We start from the raw sequence: 17,949 nt of genomic DNA, 5'->3' as shown, positions 1-17,949 counted from the left end.
GACAGCAATGAGTTTCCCAAAACAATTTTTATGGGGCGGCGCTTCGGCGGCAAACCAATATGAAGGCGGCTATAATGAGGGCGGAAAAGGGCTCGCTTGTGCTGACTTGATCAGCGGTGGCAGCCATACGACTTCTCGGAAAATCACAGCAAAAATTGAAGAAGAGTTGTTGTATCCAAGCCACGAAGCAACTGATTTTTATCATCATTATCAAGAAGATATTGCATTGTTTGCAGAAGCTGGATTTAAAGCTTTCCGCATGTCTATCAACTGGACCCGGATTTTTCCCAAGGGCAACGACACTGAACCGAATGAAGAAGGCCTGGCCTTTTATGATCGTGTGTTTGACGAGTGTCGGAAGTACGGGATTGAACCAATTGTAACCATTGCTCATTTTGATGTTCCCGCATATTTGAGCCAAGAATACAATGGTTGGGCGAGTCGTGAAGTGATCGACTTTTATGCGAGATATGCGGCGGTGTTGTTTGAACGCTATCACGAAAAAGTAAACTATTGGATCACTTTTAATGAAATCAACACGGCCACCTTAAGTATCGGAAACTTTTTATCACTGGGACTGCAAGTTGGTGAATCTGAATTTATCAATCAGCCGGATAATCTACAGCAACGCTACCAAGCCCTGCATCATCAATTTGTTGCCAGTGCAAAGGTTGTCGCTTACGGACATAAACACTATCCAGATTTGAAAATCGGCTGTATGATTTCTTATATGCCACGCTATCCTTATACTAGCCATCCAAATGATGTATTACTAGCCAAACAAGAAGAAAATATGCATTCGAAATTTTGTGGCGATGTGCAGGTCAAAGGGAAATATCCTTATTATGCAAAGAAATATTTTGCTGATCATGGCTTTGCAATCGAGTTTGCACCAGAAGATCAAGCGATCCTAGCTAAGGGAACAGTGGATTACTACACGTTTAGTTACTATCTAACACTTTGTGTCTCTGCAGATGAGAAAGTTACCAAAAATGGACACAGTATGATTGGCGGCTCTGGCGTAAATAATCCTTATCTAGAGCAGACGGAATGGAATGCGATGATTGATCCAGTAGGATTGAGAATTGCGTTGAATGATATTTATGATCGCTACCAGCTGCCATTGATGATCGTGGAAAATGGGATCGGGGTTTCAGAAACTGTTGCTGAAGATGGACAGATTCATGATGATTATCGCATCGATTATTTAGAAAAGCATATTGCTGAAATGGAGAAAGCCATCGATGATGGTGTCGAGTTGATTGGTTACACGATTTGGAGTGCCGTTGATATTGTCAGTGCTTCTACAGGAGAAATGAAAAAAAGGTATGGCATCATTTTTGTGGATAAATATGACGACGGGACAGGGACTTTAGATAGAAAGAAAAAAGACAGTTTCTATTGGTATCAAAAAGTGATTGAACGAAACGGCTTATGATTAAATACTCCAGTACTTGCGGTGTACAAGTGCTGGAGTTTTTTTGCGTATCAATTTCAGCGCGTACAAAACAAAAACCACGCGTAAAACACGCGTGGTCCATATCAGGGGTTCATGTTAGTTGCCCCGATAAACAAATCGTCCATCAAATACGGTGGCTTCAACGGTCGTTTGAAGCAATTCTTCGGCAGTTAAAGGCAAGATGTTTTGTGACAAAATACAAAGATCGGCTAAACAGCCAACTTCTAATTGACCGATATCTTGCCGACTCAAGGCTTTGGCGGCGCCTGCGGTGTGGGCATAGAGGGCATCGGCGATGGTGATTTTTTCCTGTGGCATCAATCCGCCTGCTGGCTGGCCATTTTTTTCTTGCCGAGCAACCGCATAATACAGCGAGTCTAAAGGGGGCACGTCGATCACGACCGGCGTATCAGTCCCAAAAGCCAAGGTGGCACCTTGCTCTAGAAAGGATTGAAAAGGAAACATTTGACTGGCACGCTGAGGTCCTACTTCTTCATCGAGGGTCTCATAACCGACTAATAAATGGCTAGGCTGTACGGAGAGTACCAGTTGTTCTTGGCGAACTAGTGGCAAATCGGCGGCATCCATCACTTCCAAGTGTTCCAAGGTATTGGCTTTTCCTTTAGAAAGCGGGTGAGCAGCAGCACTTTCTTGATAAAAGAGGAGTGCCTGTCGAATCGCTTCATCACCGATGGTATGGATGCGCATCGGCCAGTCTTGCTGGTTAGCTTGTAATATAAAGCGGCGCATCCGTTGAACATCGATCAACGGCATCCCGACATCACCAGCAAAATACGGTGTTTCATATTCCGCTTTTAAAAAAGCGGTGTGCGTACTCGTCACGCCGTCAAAAAATTGTTTGACGCCGCCCATTTGTACTTTTTCGGAGCGATACGTACGGTAAGTTTCTGTTAGTTGTGTGATGTCTTCTCGCATGGCTGGATAAAAGACAGCGCGCAAGGTCGCTTCTGCTTCCGTTTGTCGATAAAGAGTGGGATAGACTAGATCGTCCCAGCTTTCTCCTGTCAAGGCAACATCGCCGATCGTCGTGATGCCGTATTGATTGAGCTGTTTCATATAGGTCAGAAAAGCAGCAGGGCTTTGCGCTTGGAACGACTGTAAGACCTTTGCTAAATAATGAATGGCGATCGCTTCTAAAAAGCAGCCGCTTAATTGTCCGCTGTTTTCGTCAAGCAATGCCTCCCCGCTGATCCCCGTTGGCAAGTTCTCAGGTGTGATCCCTAAAGCAGCGATCCCTTGGCTATTCAACCAAATGCTGTGGGCATCACCGGAAATCAGCATGACAGGCGTGTCGGCACAATAGTTGTCGATCGAATCTTTCGTTGGGTAGACTTGCTGACCGAAATCACTGCTGAACCAGCCGATGCCGATTTTCCATCCATGTGTGATGGGCAGCGCGGGCACTTGCTGGGCAACGGCTTCTTCTGTCACTCCCGTAAGATGGGTCAGTGCCCCTTGATGGAGTAATGCGGAAAGATAAAAATGAACATGAGCATCAATAAAGCCCGGGATGATCATTTGTTCTTTGAGATCAATGACCTGGGTGTCTTCAGCAAGTGTTGGCAGCGCTGAAAGAGGACCCACAGCCGTGATTTTCTGGTCTTCTATCAGGAGAAAGCCCGCAAAAGTCGTTTTCGTTTTGGTATCAAAGATGTGTTCAGATTTTAGTAATAGTGACAATTATAATCCCAACTTCCATTCAAGGAAAAGGTCGTTGTAAAGCTCAACCGCTTCTTTTCCTAAGTATTCATAATGTTCCATTTGTTCCATCGCACTTGGCTCAGGGTAGAAAGCTTTGTCAGCAGTCAGTTCAGCCGGCAGCATGGCTTTGGCCGTTTCACTCGGCGTGGCATAGCCCACGTATTCGGCATTTTGTGCGGCATTTTCTGGGCGGAGCATAAAATTGATGAAGGCGTAGGCTCCCTCAAGATTGCCAACGGTTTTCGGGATCGCAAAATTGTCTGTCCAAATCGCACCGCCATCATTGGGAACGATATAGGTGACGGCAGGATTTTCCGCCATCACATAAGCGGCATCGCCCGAATACCCGATTCCTAAAGGGGCATCATTATTGATCATCAAGGTTTTGATCTCGTCGGTCAAAACTGCTTTGACGTTGGGGCGGATACTTTCCAGCTTCTTCAAGGCTTTGGCGACTTTGGTCAGGTCTTTTTCATTTTGGGAAAGACCGAGCGTCTGTAACGCGATTCCTAAGGTTTCGCGAGCACCATCCACCATCAATAAATCATTTTTAAATGCAGGGTTCCATAAATCCCCCCAGCCATGGATCGAAGAAACATCGACTTCTTCAGTATTTGCCATGATCCCGATCGTGCCCCAAAAATAGGGGATCGAATAGGTATTGTTTGGATCAAAGGCTTGATCCATCAAAAAAGGCGACAGATCTTCCGTTCCCGTCAATTTCTGATGATCTAAAGGCACTAACAGTCCTTCTTCGATCATTTTCGGAATGATCGATTCGCTAGGGAAAACCAAATCATAGCGTGAGCCGCCTTGTTTGATTTTTGTTTCCATCGCTTCGTTGGAGTCAAATGTATTATAAATCACTGAGTAACCAGTCTCAGTTTCGAATGTTTTGATCAATTCGGGGTCAATATATTCGCCCCAATTGTAAATAATCACTGTATTTTTGTCGGACGACGTTGCTGCCCCCGATTCTTTCGTTAACACCGAAGCACCGAAAAACAGCAATGCGGTGATGCCGATCACACCGCCAAAAAATACCCATAACCTTTTCAATTCATCAATTCCTTCTTTCTTTACAATTTCGTATTTCTTGAGTAGCGTAATTGATTTTTAAAGAAAAGGCAATAAAAAAATGAAGAAAAAATAAACCCGTTTCTTTCAAGGCTTAGCAGGAGGAATGGCCAGGTGGCTGCGGCAGTTTCCAAACATATCATTTGTCAAATTCCCTCCTTTTGCCTAAGCTAGGGAAGTGAGAAATCAAGGGATGGAAAAACAGGAACCTCTCTTTGATGAAGAATGAATGTAAGGAGTGAAGCATCAATGGAAACACGTGCTGTCGTTATTGAAGCCTATGGTGGAAAAGACCAATTAAAAGAAGCAACGGTCCAATTACCAGAATTAAAAGCAAATCAATTATTAGTCAAAGTTGCCGCAACGTCCATCAACCCGATCGATTGGAAATTAAGAGAAGGCTATTTGAAACAAATGTTTCCGTGGGACTTCCCAATTATTTTAGGCTGGGATGTCGCAGGGGATATCGTAGAAATAGGTGCTGACGTGACAGATTTCAAAGTTGGTGATGCGATCTATGCCCGCCCTGAAACGACTCGTTTTGGGACGTATGCTGATTATGCCATCGTGGATGCTGAGTTAGCAGCGATTAAACCAGAAAACCAAAACTACGCAGAAGCAGCTGCAGTGCCATTAGCTGGTTTGACTGCTTACCAAGCGTTGTTTGAACACGGTCGTTTAAAAGAAGGGGAAAAAGTCTTGATCCATGCCGGAGCAGGCGGAGTTGGTACCTATGCGATCCAACTGGCCAAAGCAGTTGGCGCTTACGTCATCACGACGGCTAGTCCACGTAACCATGAGTTATTGCAAAAACTTGGTGCCGATGAGATCATCGATTACCACACGACAGATTTTGAAGAAGTCTTGCAAGACATCGATTTGGTCTTTGATACGATGGGGGGCGACACCCAGAAGAAAAGTTTCACTGTCTTAAAACCTAAGGGCCGTCTGATCTCGATTTTGAGTATTGAAGACGAAGACTTGGCAAAAGAAAAAGACATCTTCGCCAAAGCGGTTTGGTTACGAACCAACGGTAAACAATTGGCAGAATTGACAGAGCTGATCGAAGCAGAAAAAGTCAACAGTGTCATCGGTGCAACCTTCCCATTGACGGCACAAGGAATTTACGATGCCCACGCATTGAGTGAGACACATCATGCGGTCGGCAAGATCGTTATTGAAAATCAAGACAATTTCATCAGCCAAGACGCAGAATAAAGGAGGCTGAACCGATGCGCTTATGGCATGAAGCACTGATACCTGCTTTGCCTCGGCAGCAGCTGTTAGGCCAGCATCGTGAAACAGCAGCCTTACGGGGGTTAGGCTGGGGCAAGAAGCACGCAACCGTCGATTACGTTTTTACTCATCCACCCTATAAATTGTTTCAATACCATCAGTTAGTGCTGGATGAAATGACCCGTCGAGGCTATCGGCCAGCACCTGAATGGTACGATCCGGCGTATCGTGGCAAAAATCTGCCGCTGGAATCATCCGTTCAAGCCGTCCCTTTGACTACGCCGATCTATCCAGAACATGATGAAGCATACTTGGAAGAATGCTTAGTGAATCTCCATCGTAAGGGGATCTATCTTTAAAGACCAAACACTTTCCTGAATTTTTGTTCGGGAAAGTGTTTTTTTCGCTTTAAAATCGTTAACTTACAAAAAGTAAGCATATTGTTCGCAACTTTTTTTGTTCCTTGTTATAGTGAGAACAGAGAATCAGTAATGAGAAATGAGGAAAAGAAAATGACCATCAATCACAGAAATCTTGAATTTGGGTTAGATACTTTTGGCGATCTAGCCTTTGATGATACAACGAAAGAACGAATCAGTTACAGCGAATCGTTGCGCAATATCGTAGCAGAAGGAAAATTAGCCGATGAAGTCGGCATCGATGTCATTGCCTTAGGGGAGCACCATCGGGAAGAATATTCGATCTCAAGTCCTGATACGGTACTAGCGGCTTTAGCAATGGTTACCAAAACCATCAAATTAGGTACCGGTGTAACCGTCTTGAGTTCGGATGATCCTGTGCGGGTCTACGAACGGTTCGCGACCGTTGATGCGTTGTCGAACGGTCGCGCACAAATCATGCTGGGACGAGGATCTTTTACTGAATCATTCCCTCTATTCGGCTATGACTTGCAAGATTATGAAGAACTATTTGAAGAAAAAACAGCAATGTTCAGTGAATTGAGAAAAGGCAAACCATTAACTTGGGAAGGCAAGTTTACGCAATCCTTAAAAAATGCCGACGTTTTTCCAAAAATTGAGGGGCATCAACTAGATACCTATGTGGGTGTCGGTGGAACCCCTGAATCGATCATTCGTGCCGTCCGTTATGGGTTTCCTGTTATGTTAGCGATCATCGGTGGCGAACCCGCTCGTTTTGCGCCCTATGTTGACCTATATAAAAAGGCAGCGCAGCAACTAGGGCAACCGATTTTACCAATCGGCATGCACTCCCATGGTGTGATCGCCGACACCGATGAAGAAGCCTATGAAATCGGCTGGAACTACATCAAAAAGAGCATGGACAAAATCGGTCTTGATCGCGGCTGGCCAGCCATGAGCAAAGAGCGCTTTGACTTTGAAGTCGAACATGGGTCTTATTATGTAGGCAGTCCAGAAACCGTGGCGCAAAAAATCGCTCGTATGATGCCGCAAGTCGGAGTACAACGCTTTGATCTGGTATACGGTACTGGCGGCCAGCTGCAAAAAGACCGTTTCAAAACGATTGAATTGTATGGAACCAAAGTGATTCCACGGGTGAAAGAATTGTTGGCAGCAGGTGATGGCAATGCCTAAAACCATCGGTATTTTAGGCGCAGGCAAGTTAGGCTTAGCGCTCGCAAATCTTGGTGCCCAGGCGGGCTATCGGGTCTTGATCGCCAGTACGAAGCCAGCAGAAAAAATCGCCTTGTCCGTTTCTGTGTTGGCTCCGGGAGCGATCGCAAAAAATGCCGCTGAAGTGATGGCGGAAGCTCAAACGATCATTTTGGCAATCCCATTGAGTAAGTACCAACAGCTGCCGGCAGAAGCATTGGCTGGCAAGCTAGTGATCGATGCCATGAATTATTGGTGGGAAGTCGATGGCAAAGAAACAGAATACTCATCCATCGAGCAGACTTCTTCGGAACGTGTGCAACGCTATTTTTCCCAAAGTAAAGTAGTCAAAGGATTCAATCATATGGGGTACCACGACATCCAAGAGGAATCCTTGCTGACGAGAACGGCTGCTCAAGGAACTACCAAAAAAGCCATCGCCATTGCTGGTGATGACCAAACCGCCCTCGATCAGACAGACGAAATCGTTGCCGCTTTCGGTTTTGATCCCTTTCCTATCGGTGCTTTAGCTAATGGCATCATGTTAGAACCCGGCAGCCCTTTCTTCGGAGCCAATCAAAACAAAGAGGGATTGACGGCATTGATGAAGGAGTTTTGGAGCAGTGAGAAAGGGCAAGCGTTTCTGGCGCGTCCTTCCGCTGTGAGTAACAAGCAGCAGGCTTCGCAGTAAAAGAGCCGCCTCCATGTACGACTGGATACGATAAAAACAACCCTCTTCTCAAAAAAGAAGAGGGTTTTCCCATCCAGTCAAATCAGCACGTGGTCGCTAAAAAATACAATGTGATTGCTACGATTGTGATTCGTAAGCAGTGGTTGTTACGTTTACGTCTCTGCCAGACGTTCCATAGTGTACATATCAGCCTGTACCTGCTTTGTGCTCGCCTTTGACACCCACCCATATTGATTAAAGATCGACCAGCCAGTTGGTTTGTTGGATCTTTCCATCTAATTCTCGCAGCTGCTTGGCGGTCGCATTCAATTGCTCCGTTAGCGTTTTTGTATCGATCGTACGCACCAGTCGAATTTCGTTGCGACCTATTCGGGGAGCTGCTTTGGTTTCATCCAGTGCTTGCGTTAGCAGTGCATGCTTGCGGCGCAGCTGTTCTCGCTGTTCTAGTGCTTCCATCAGCAATAACGCACTATCTGCTAAAGAGGCAGTCGCATTTTTCCGATTGATGGCAACGACTAATTCTGAATATTGTTGATTGATCTCATCGTATTCCTTGAACAATTCTGTGATACTACGATCCAAGGTATCGCCTTCTTGGACTAACACACTGCTAGAGATCTCGTTACGTAATTGAAACAGACGATTGTTCAAATCCCGTCTTAAAAGTAACGCTTCTGCTAATTTCATTTTGGCACACTCCTTTTTACAAATGAGAACAGCTTATCTAGTTCTTATCCTAGAGAAGAACGTGATGAAAGGCAAGCAAGATGCAAAAAAAGGTCTGCCAGAAAAATCATAAAAAACTGAATATTCGCAATTCTTGTTGACTTCCAAAAACACCAATAGTATACTTTATAACAATCATGAAATAGACAAAAAAACGTCATTTACCTGTTTTTTAGATAAAAAGAAAGACGATGAAGAGAAGAGTAGCTTTGGAATCTGTTAGAAGAGAACCCGGATGGTGAGAAAGGGCAGCAGAAAAAAAGTGAAGATGAGCTCTGAGTGATCTGATTTGTTCACGCAAATCAGACGGAAAGCAGCCGTTATCGTGCCAAGTATCTTAGCGTACTGTTGAGGTGCCATTTGTGAGAATGGTGCGAAAAAGGGTGGTAACACGAAAATCTCGTCCCTTTGTTTGTCAAAATTGATAAGCAAAGGGATGAGGTTTTTTCTTTTTATCGATGAATGCGTTTTTTGCCGTCATGAAAAACACTTGCGTTGGTTGCGCAATCACATAGGAGGAAGAATGGAAATGATCTGGAAGAAGCGTTTATTGGTTGCAGCAGGAGTGATTGGGTTGACCCTTTCCGGCTGCACGACAACAGGAAATACCGAGGGATCAGAGGCTGAAACTAACGGAGCGCCGAATCAAGCGATTGCGGTGAGTCTACCGGCTGAGCTGACGACTCTCGATACGACTCAAACGACGGATAAAGCAACATTTACCATCGTTCAACATTTATTCGAAGGGCTTTACCGTTTCGATGAAAACAGTGAACCAGTTCCGGGCTTGGCAGAAGGAGTCGAAATCAGTGAAGATGGCAAAACCTATACCTTTACCTTGCGAGAGGATGCGAAGTGGAGCAATGGCGAAGCGATCACTTCAGCTGACTTTGCTTATGCGTGGAAAAAGTTAGTCGATCCAGCAACGATGGGACCTAACGCCTATTTGTTAGATAATGTAGTTAATAGTAAAGACATTCGTGAAGGCAATGCTGATATAGAAACGATTGGTCTGGAGACCCCAGATGACGCGACCTTTATCGTGCAGTTGGAGCAGCCACAGCCATCCTTTTTATCCTTGATTTCCATCGGCTGGTTGGCACCGCAAAACCAAGCCTTTGTTGAAGAAAAAGGTGATACCTATGCTCGTACAAGTGAAGATTTGCTGTATTCTGGTCCCTTTACCTTGACCGATTGGCAACAGACTGGGGATGAGTGGACATTGGTGAAAAATGACCAATACTATGATGCTGATGTCGTTCAATTGGAGGAGATCAAAGGCTCCACCATCAAAGAAGAAAATACTGGGATCCAATTGTTTGAAAGCGGCGACCTGGATCTGCAAAAAATCAGTGGGATCTACGTTCAACAATATGGAGACAATGAAGAGCTAGTTACGCAAAATGATGTTGCGAACTTTTTCTTAGACTTTAACAAAACGGCCAACGATGCCTTGGCAAATGTTCATGTGCGTAAAGCGATCGCGTTGGCGATCGACAAAGAAAGTCTCGTGGATAATGTGTTGAACGATGGAGCGAAAGTTTTAAACGGGCTGGTCCCCACCGGCTTAGCTACGAATCCAAATACTGGCGAAGATTTTCGAGCATATAGCGGTGATTACAACTTGTATGATTTAGAGGCGGCCAAGGAAGAGTGGGAAAAAGCCCAAGCGGAAATTGGCGAAAGTACGACGTTGCGTTTATTAGTGACAGATGATGACAATGGTCAAAAAATCGGGGAGTACTTGCAAAGCCAACTGCAAGAAAACTTGCCAGGCTTGTCGATCTCCATCAACAAACAGCCACGTGCCAGCTTGAATCAATCAAGAGCAAATAGTGATTACGAGCTTTCCGTTTCTGGCTGGATCGCTGGAAGTAGTGACATGGATATGTTCTTTATCTTATACAAAAATGGCGCTTCCTTTAACTACGGCGGCTATGTCAACGAAGAATATACGGCATTGACGGAAGATGCTCGCACCGTTCATGCCAATGACCCCGATCAATATTTTGAAGATTACAAAGCGGCAGAAGAAATTTTGTTGGAACAAGATGCTGCGCAAGTCCCTCTATACCAGGGTGCTTCAAATTATCTGATCAAATCAAATGTAAAAGACATCCAATTCCCAGCCTATGGCGCGCATTTCTTTTTCCGCACCGCCTATGTCAGTGAATAAGGAGAAAAATAGCTGAATGAAGAGCGCATGTTTATTCGATGAACATGCGCTTTTTGCAACAAAAAAAGCAGTTCAGAAAGCTGAACTGCTAAATGCGGAAGATGGGAGTTGAACCCACACGAGATAAACTCACACGCGCCTGAAGCGTGCGCGTCTGCCATTCCGCCACTTCCGCATAAGATAAAGATAATCCTTTCTAGGAAGAAATGCAAGTCCATTCTCACAAAAAGGAGCCCGCCAGCGGGGACTGGCGGGATAGGAGTAAAAATGAAAAAGTGTTAGGGTTGTTTGTTGGTATGCATTTATAATAGCGTGAAAATGTGAAAAAAAATTGACGAATCAAACAGAATTCTGAGAAGAAATCGCCAAGAAAAAGTGAAACTAGATAAAACAATCAGAAGACAAAAAGGAGCCCGCCAGCGGGGACTGACGGGATAGGAGTAAAAATGAAAAAGTGTTAGGGTTGTTTGTTGGTATGCATTTATAATAGCGTGAAAATGTGAAAAAAAGTTGACGAATCAAACAGAATTCTGAGAAGAAATCGCCAAGAAAAAGTGAAACCATGTAAAACAGTCAGAAGACAAAAAGGAGCCCGCCAGCGGGGACTGGCGGGAAGGAGTAAAAATGAAAAAGTGTTAGGGTTGTTTGTTGGTATACAAGTATCATACCGAGAAAATATGAAGAATTTTCGAGCGAAATTTAGGAATTGCGTGAATCTTTTGACAAATTATGCCTTCTGTTTGAATTTTTTCTTAAAAGAGAATTGACAAAAGGCACAAGCTTTGATAATTTAAATGAAACAAAATGCAAACGCGATGAAAAAGAAAGTAGAATCAAGGAAGTTGTCTAGCAGAGAGTTCCGGTAGGTGGGAAGGAACGACAACGAATGATTTGAAAATGACTTTGGAGCGGATTTTCTGACTAATTAGGAAAATACGGTTGCCCCGTTAACAAGCGACAGTCTCCGAGTGTTTTCGGGTACTGAATGAGGTGAAGCCTGTGAAGGTTTTGCAGATTAAGGTGGTACCGCAGGTGATGCCCTTAGCTTTGGCTAAGGGCTTTTTTTGTGTCTGCACGGTCAGCTGTTTCAAGCGCAGGTTTTGTTAAAAAGGAGAAAGGTTGTTGGGAGGAGAGAAAAATGCACAAATTAGTGGTTCAAACCGATTTTGGTTTGCAAGATGGAGCGGTTAATGCGATGTACGGGGTAGCTTATCAAGTGACACCAGAGCTGGTCATTGCTGATTTGACTCATGAGATCGAGCCATACAACATTCATGATGCCAGCTATCGTCTGCTGCAAAGCGTCACCTATTGGCCGGCAGGAACGGTCTTTGTTTCAGTGGTCGATCCTGGCGTAGGGTCTGATCGACGAAGTGTGGTTGCCAAGTTGGCGACCGGACAGTTGGTTTTGACACCAGATAATGGCACACTGACCTATTTAGCGACTTATATCGGAATCACTGAACTACGGGTGATCAATGAGGCAACTGAGCGGTTGGCAGGATCAGCCGAAAGCCATACATTTCATGGTCGGGATGTTTATATGTATAACGCCGCGCGTCTCGCCAGTGGCGCCATCAGCTTTGATGAGCTAGGAACACCCGAACCTAAAGAAGCGATCCAAGTCTTTGCCATTGAAAAGCCAAGCCAAACAGCAGAAACGATCACTGGCACGATCGATATTCTTGATATTCGTTTTGGTTCGTTGTGGACGAATATTCCCCATACGTTCTTTAAGCAATGGCAGGTACAGTACAATGAGCCGCTGCTCGTCAGTATTTATTACCAAGATACGCTGCGTTATCAAGAAGAAGTGCGTTTCGGACGCTCTTTTGCGCAAGTGTCGGAAAATGAACCTGTCTTATATGTCAATTCCCTATTGAATATTGGTTTAGGGCTCAACTTGGCTTCATTTGCTGAAACCTATAAAATCGGGACTGGCACGAATTGGAAAATTACCCTCAAAAAAAGGAGAAATGAAAAATGAATCAATCAAAATTTACAGTAAAACACATTGTTGCTATCGGAATCGGTGCTGCCGTCTTTTTCGTCTTAAAACGTTTCGTCACGATTCCGACTGGTTTTCCAAATACAGATATCGCCACAGCCTATCCTTTCTTGGCATTATTAGGCGTTGTCTACGGTCCAATCGTTGCTGGTTTAGCGGGCTTTATCGGCCATGCCCTAGGAGATTTGACGACTTATGGTCCGTGGTGGTCTTGGATCGCCGCCTCTGGGATCTTAGGGGTGTTCTTCGGACTTTTGACTCGTTGGATTCCAATCCAGCAAGGAACCTTTGGCGCTAAAGAAATTCGGACCTTCTTGATTGGTGAATCGATCGCAAATTTGGTCGTCTGGGTGATCATTGCCCCAATCGGTGATATTTTGATCTATGGCGAACCAGCGAACAAAGTCTTTGCGCAAGGAGTCATTGCGGGATTGACCAACACAGTCGTAACTGGGATAATCGGAGTGATCCTGCTAAAAGCCTATGCCCAAACCAAAACCAAAAAAGGCAGCTTGAGCAAGGAATCCTAAACAAAGAAATGTGTGAAGGCTAAAAAATGAAACAAAAAATCATTCAATTTACGAATTTTTCTTTCCAATATGATGCACAAGCGGAACCGACCTTGAAAAACATCGATCTAACGATCTATGAAGGAGAAAAAGTCCTGATCGTCGGTGCTAGCGGTTCTGGCAAAAGTACATTAGGAAAATGTTTGAACGGTTTGATCCCGCAAAATGACGAAGGTAGTAGTACCGGAGCATTGACGATCGGTACCAATGCCTTTGGGCAAGCTTCCATCTACGAGCTGTCTTTGACCGTCGGCACGGTGCTGCAAGACACCGATAGCCAATTTGTAGGCTTGACCGTAGCAGAAGATATCGTGTTTTCCTTGGAAAACGATCAGCGTAGTCAAGCTGTGATGCAGGAGGCGCTGCGCGTTTGGGCAGAAAAGACCGACTTAATGGATCATTTGGCAAAAAAACCGCAGGAATTATCGGGTGGCCAAAAGCAGCGTGTTTCAATGGCAGGTGTTTTGATCGATGAAACACCGATTCTACTGTTTGATGAGCCGCTAGCCAACTTAGATCCGCAAACAGGTGTGGAAGCCATCAAAATGATCGACCAGCTGTATCAAGAGAAGCGTTTTACCACCATCATCATCGAACATCGCTTAGAAGAAGTGTTAGCCGCCGCTGTCGATCGCATCATCGTGATGGAAGAAGGCCGCATCATTGCCGACAGTACACCGAATGAACTATTAAAAACGGACATGCTGCAGCAAGTCGGCATTCGTGAACCACTGTATTTAGCCGCCTTAAAAAAAGCGGGGGTTCCTGTGACCGATGCTGCTGATTTGGTCGCGGTAGAAGCATTTGCATCACCTGAGATTGCCGAAAAACTGACTAGGTTTCAAAAGGAATATCCGAAATCGGCACTTCCTAGCCAACAGCCGCCGTTGTTGGAAGCGAAGAATTTATCGTTTTCTTACCAAGTGGGCAAACCAATCTTGCAGGCACTGGATTTTACCATCCATCAAGGAGAAATGATTAGTTTGGTTGGGCATAATGGCGCAGGAAAATCGACCTTGTCCCATTTGATTACCGGCTTTTTGACACCGACTTCTGGCAAGTTGCTTTGGCAAGGAACAGACATGGGCAATGATTCCATCAAAGAACGAGCGCAAAAAATCGGGTATGTTTTGCAAAACAGCAATCAAATGCTGTCAAAAAACTTCCTGTTTGACGAAGTTGCCTTAGGCTTGCGCAACCGAAATGTCCCAGAGGCTGAAATCACAGAAAAAGTTCATCAGACCTTGAAAATTTGTGGTCTTTATCCGTTTCGCTCATGGCCATTGTCGGCACTAAGTCATGGGCAAAAACGCCGAGCCGCCATTGCAGCGATCCTCGTCTTAGATCCTGAACTCATTTTATTGGATGAGCCGACAGCGGGACAAGACTATCGCCATTACACCGAAATGATGCAATTTTTACAGGAGTTGAACCTGCGGGGATTAACGATTGTTATGATCACCCACGATATGCACCTGATGTTGGAGTATACACAGCGGACGATCGTTTTGACGCAAGGAACGATTTTGCTGGACGCACCGCCAGAAGTTGTTTTAGCAGACAAACAAGTGGTGAGTGCCGCGAACCTTAAAGAAACTAGCTTGTATATACTGGCGACCCTTAACCAGTTGACAGATACCGCCGCTTTTACTGCCGCCTTCATTGCCAGCGAGAAGGAGGGACACGATGGAGAGTAATCTAATCGGCTATCTTGACCGCAAAACGTGGATCCACCAATTAAGCGGTGCCGCAAAACTGATTTGTTTTTTGCTGCTATCCGTTATCGGGATGATCTCTTATGATACGCGTTTTCTTATTGGACTGGCATTGTTTTCGGTCTTTCTATTTGCCAGTGCTGGAATTCGCTACCGAGATATCGCTTTTGTATTAAAATTTATCATCTTCTTTTCGATTTTGAATTTGGTGGCGGTCTATCTTTTCGCTCCAGAATACGGGGTGGAGATCTACGGGACGCGCCACGTGATTTTCGAAGGGATCGGTCGGTATACATTGACCCAAGAGCAAGTGTTTTATGAGTTGAATCTGTTGATCAAATATTTTGTCACGATTCCACCAGGGTTGATTTTCCTGTTTACCACTAATCCAAGCGAGTTGGCGTCCAGTATCAACCGCATCGGGATTTCCTACAAGATCGCCTATGCAGTCGCACTGGCTTTGCGTTACATCCCTGATATTCAAGAGGATTTTCGAACCATTGCCAAAGCGCAGCAAGCACGGGGCGTGGAGCTTTCTAAAAAAGCACCTTTGCGCAAACGAGTGGCAGGCAATGTCGCGATCGCGATTCCTTTGATTTTTTCCAGCTTGGAACGGATCGACCATATTTCTGCTGCCATGGAGCTAAGAAGGTTTGGCAAGCATAAGCAGCGTACCTGGCTGAAAGCTAAGCCGATCCAAGGCAAAGATCTCTTGGCGATTGCTGTCGTTTGTTTGATCGTGGCGCTTGGATTGTTCTTGATGGTCCTTAATGGCGGACGCTTCTACAATCCGTTTCGTTAACAAATCAACACATGAAAACTTAAAAAAACGGACTCATTGTCAATAATGAAAGTGGGACGGATGAATCAACTCTGATTCATCCGGTCCCATAAATGATCGAGACAAAAAACGCAGGACAGTCAGTCAATTGACTTTAGCGAGTGCTACATTTGCTAAAGCCAGTTGCTGCTAGGTCTGCGTTTTTTTGCCGATAAAAAAAAGGAGCCCGCCAGCGGGGACTGGCGGGATAGGAGTAAAAATGAAAAAGTGTTAGGGTTGTTTGTTGGTATGTATTGATAATAGCGGGAAAATGTGAAAAATATCGGAAGAGAAAGTAATAGAAGTGTGTCAATCTTTTGATGATTTTCGTAAAACATTCCAGCGGAACCCTTTTAGGTCTTTGATTGACGGAAACACGAAATAAGGCTACACTGATGGCATCAAAGCAGTACAAGGAGGGGACAGGATGGATGCCATTACGATCAACGGATTAAGCAAACAATACAACAAGAAGTACGCCATCGAGAATGTATCATTGCAAGTGGCAGAAGGAGAGATTTTTGGCTTTATCGGACCAAATGGTGCGGGAAAATCAACGACCATCAAAGTATTGTTGAATTTTATTAAACCGGATGCAGGGCATGCGGCGATTTTTGGACGAGATTGCCAACAAGCAGCCAAAGAAATCAAGACGTTTACTGGATATGTTTCCAGTGATGTACGGTTTTATTCAAAAATGACGACAGCAGAATTGCTGGCATTTACGGCAGATTTTCATCAAGTCAAGCAGCCAAAAAAAGAGATTCAGAATTTGATGGAGCTTTTTCAAATTGATCCAAACAAATCGATCGCAGAACTTTCTTTGGGCAACAAGAAAAAAGTCGGGCTTGCGAGCGCCTTGATTGCACAACCGAGAATGTTGATTTTAGATGAACCGACCAATGGCTTAGATCCCTTGATTCAAAAACGGCTGTTTGAAGAGCTCCTTAGAAGAAACAAACAGGGGATGACGATTTTTCTATCTAGCCATGATTTGCATGAAATTCAGACCTATGCCCATCGGACCGCCTTTATTCGTGAAGGACAGATCATCACCGTGAAAGAACTGAGTGAGGAAGAAAATTTCGGCAAAGTTGTAACGCTCACGAATGAGGGGAGTCTCTCATTAGCCGGCTTGGAAAACGTGCAAGTTCTTGCTCAGGAATCACACAGCTTGCGTTTTTTCTATCAAGGGGACATGAATCAGCTGGCACATTTTTTAACCAATCCTGCCATTAAAGAGTTCACGATCGAACACCCAACCCTTGAACAGCAATTTATGCTGCTCTATGAAGGAGGTTCTCAAAAATGACTTTAATGAAAATCGACCTTAAAAATACCTTCAAAGGCTGGCTGGTCTGGACGATCCTTTTTGCAGCAATCATTTTTGCATTTACGGCTATCTATCCTCAAATGATCACGCCAGAAATGAAAACGTCCTTAGACCAGATGTTGGGCTCTTTCAGCCCAGAATTACTAGGCATCTTTAACATCCAACTGACAGGACCCTCAAGCTTGGTTTCACCGACAGGCTTTTTCGGGTACTACTTTCAATACTTATTTATCGCCGCGTGTATTTATGGGATGCTTTTAGGCTTGAACAGTCTGATCACTGAAGAATCAGAAGGAACGATCGAGTATTTATATGCTCAGCCTATTAGCCGCAGAGAAATCGCTGGGTGGAAGTTCCTCGCCCGATTGTTGCTGCTGACTGGCTTTTGGCTGATTGCCTATGGCAGTAGTCTGGCCTCGTTTGCTCTATTCAAACTACCAGGAGACGACCTGTCCTCTTTTATAGAAGAAATCAGCAAAATATTCGTTGCCGAGTATGGTGTCTTAGTCTTCTTCCTCTGTCTAGGTTTCTTTTTATCCACGATCTTGCGTTCCAGCAAACAAACCGCAAGTGTCGGCTTAGGCTGCGTGTTTGGTCTGTATTTGCTCGGCATCGTGGGGGAACTCTACGATAAATTGGAATGGCTGGCAGGACTTTCGCCTGTGCGGATGGCATTACCCGTCCAACTCATGGATAACGGCGCCACATCAATCCTATGGGTACTGCTGATCGGTGTATTGTGTTTCTTTGGCACCTTTTACCGTTACGAGCGCAAAGACTTGCAGGTCTGAGCACTACAATCAAAAGACGAAAAAGAGCCTGTCA

15 protein-coding genes, 1 tRNA gene and 1 other annotated feature are annotated in these 17,949 nt (G+C 44.7%); of the genes, 12 read left to right on the top strand and 4 right to left on the bottom strand.

The genetic code is table 11. From position 1 onward, the window contains the following. Window positions 1-7 precede the first annotated feature (7 nt). Window positions 8-1,438 (top strand): family 1 glycosylhydrolase, encoded by a 1,431-nt coding sequence (locus IGJ74_RS13160; RefSeq protein ID WP_218193362.1) that lies wholly within the window; start codon window positions 8-10, stop codon window positions 1,436-1,438. Window positions 1,439-1,555: 117 nt separating this feature from the next. Here the strand turns inward: IGJ74_RS13160 and IGJ74_RS13155 are convergent, their stop codons facing one another. Both IGJ74_RS13155 and IGJ74_RS13150 read right to left on the bottom strand, forming a co-directional pair. Next, window positions 1,556-3,160 (bottom strand): amidohydrolase, encoded by a 1,605-nt coding sequence (locus tag IGJ74_RS13155; RefSeq protein ID WP_218193361.1) that lies wholly within the window; start codon window positions 3,158-3,160, stop codon window positions 1,556-1,558. Next, on the bottom strand, window positions 3,161-4,240 hold the full coding sequence (locus IGJ74_RS13150; RefSeq protein WP_218193360.1) for an ABC transporter substrate-binding protein: 1,080 nt from the start codon (window positions 4,238-4,240) through the stop codon (window positions 3,161-3,163). It abuts the gene before it with no gap. A 267-nt stretch (window positions 4,241-4,507) separates the two neighbouring features. Here IGJ74_RS13150 and IGJ74_RS13145 point away from each other — a divergent pair, with 267 nt between their 5' ends. The 4 genes from IGJ74_RS13145 (at window position 4,508) to IGJ74_RS13130 (ending at window position 7,777) form a co-directional block, all read left to right on the top strand. Further along, window positions 4,508-5,476, top strand: a complete 969-nt coding sequence (locus IGJ74_RS13145) for an NADP-dependent oxidoreductase (protein WP_218193359.1) — start codon at window positions 4,508-4,510, stop codon at window positions 5,474-5,476. Window positions 5,477-5,490: 14 nt separating this feature from the next. Continuing rightward, window positions 5,491-5,853 carry a TIGR02328 family protein gene (locus tag IGJ74_RS13140; RefSeq protein ID WP_218193358.1) on the top strand — a complete coding sequence of 121 codons (363 nt, stop codon included), beginning with the start codon at window positions 5,491-5,493 and terminating at the stop codon, window positions 5,851-5,853. Window positions 5,854-6,006: 153 nt separating this feature from the next. Further along, complete coding sequence (locus IGJ74_RS13135; RefSeq protein WP_034878423.1) at window positions 6,007-7,068, top strand: LLM class flavin-dependent oxidoreductase; 1,062 nt, start codon at window positions 6,007-6,009, stop codon at window positions 7,066-7,068. Beyond that, a complete protein-coding gene (locus tag IGJ74_RS13130) occupies window positions 7,061-7,777 on the top strand; it encodes an NADPH-dependent F420 reductase (RefSeq protein WP_086373197.1) in 717 nt (238 codons plus the stop codon). Before IGJ74_RS13135 ends, IGJ74_RS13130 begins: the two co-directional genes overlap by 8 nt. 234 nt (window positions 7,778-8,011) lie before the next feature. On the opposite strand, the gene IGJ74_RS13125 is transcribed toward IGJ74_RS13130, so the two are convergent. Then, complete coding sequence (locus tag IGJ74_RS13125) at window positions 8,012-8,464, bottom strand: DIP1984 family protein (protein ID WP_005234539.1); 453 nt, start codon at window positions 8,462-8,464, stop codon at window positions 8,012-8,014. Between the two features lie 562 nt (window positions 8,465-9,026). On the opposite strand from IGJ74_RS13125, the gene IGJ74_RS13120 reads away from it, so the two are divergent. Continuing rightward, window positions 9,027-10,679 carry a peptide ABC transporter substrate-binding protein gene (locus IGJ74_RS13120; RefSeq protein ID WP_218193357.1) on the top strand — a complete coding sequence of 551 codons (1,653 nt, stop codon included), beginning with the start codon at window positions 9,027-9,029 and terminating at the stop codon, window positions 10,677-10,679. Window positions 10,680-10,772: 93 nt separating this feature from the next. On the opposite strand, the gene IGJ74_RS13115 is transcribed toward IGJ74_RS13120, so the two are convergent. Further along, window positions 10,773-10,854: transfer RNA gene (locus IGJ74_RS13115), tRNA-Leu, on the bottom strand. Window positions 10,855-11,485: 631 nt separating this feature from the next. Then, window positions 11,486-11,725, top strand: a binding site (T-box leader). A gap of 92 nt (window positions 11,726-11,817) precedes the next feature. On the opposite strand from IGJ74_RS13115, the gene IGJ74_RS13110 reads away from it, so the two are divergent. The 6 genes from IGJ74_RS13110 to IGJ74_RS13085 all read left to right on the top strand — a co-directional run bounded on the left by IGJ74_RS13110 (window position 11,818) and on the right by IGJ74_RS13085 (window position 17,915). After that, window positions 11,818-12,666 carry an SAM hydrolase/SAM-dependent halogenase family protein gene (locus IGJ74_RS13110; protein ID WP_218193356.1) on the top strand — a complete coding sequence of 283 codons (849 nt, stop codon included), beginning with the start codon at window positions 11,818-11,820 and terminating at the stop codon, window positions 12,664-12,666. Beyond that, window positions 12,663-13,217, top strand: a complete 555-nt coding sequence (locus tag IGJ74_RS13105) for an ECF-type riboflavin transporter substrate-binding protein (RefSeq protein WP_008379155.1) — start codon at window positions 12,663-12,665, stop codon at window positions 13,215-13,217. Before IGJ74_RS13110 ends, IGJ74_RS13105 begins: the two co-directional genes overlap by 4 nt. A 26-nt stretch (window positions 13,218-13,243) precedes the next feature. After that, entirely contained in the window at window positions 13,244-14,953 is a 1,710-nt protein-coding gene (locus tag IGJ74_RS13100; protein ID WP_218193355.1) for an ABC transporter ATP-binding protein, read from the top strand. Then, window positions 14,943-15,773 carry an energy-coupling factor transporter transmembrane component T family protein gene (locus IGJ74_RS13095; RefSeq protein ID WP_005234547.1) on the top strand — a complete coding sequence of 277 codons (831 nt, stop codon included), beginning with the start codon at window positions 14,943-14,945 and terminating at the stop codon, window positions 15,771-15,773. Before IGJ74_RS13100 ends, IGJ74_RS13095 begins: the two co-directional genes overlap by 11 nt. Window positions 15,774-16,218: 445 nt before the next feature. Beyond that, a complete protein-coding gene (locus IGJ74_RS13090; RefSeq protein ID WP_016613660.1) occupies window positions 16,219-17,103 on the top strand; it encodes an ABC transporter ATP-binding protein in 885 nt (294 codons plus the stop codon). Then, window positions 17,100-17,915, top strand: a complete 816-nt coding sequence (locus IGJ74_RS13085; protein WP_086297638.1) for an ABC transporter permease subunit — start codon at window positions 17,100-17,102, stop codon at window positions 17,913-17,915. Before IGJ74_RS13090 ends, IGJ74_RS13085 begins: the two co-directional genes overlap by 4 nt. The last annotated feature ends 34 nt before the right edge of the window (window positions 17,916-17,949 follow it).

Origin of the sequence: Enterococcus sp. AZ009 (genome assembly GCF_050548785.1) — a bacterium.
In the GTDB taxonomy this organism is placed as follows: Bacteria; Bacillota; Bacilli; order Lactobacillales; family Enterococcaceae; genus Enterococcus_D; species Enterococcus_D entomosocium.
Note: the sequence above shows the minus strand (reverse complement) of the source record. Positions and strands in the feature narration are given on the sequence as shown.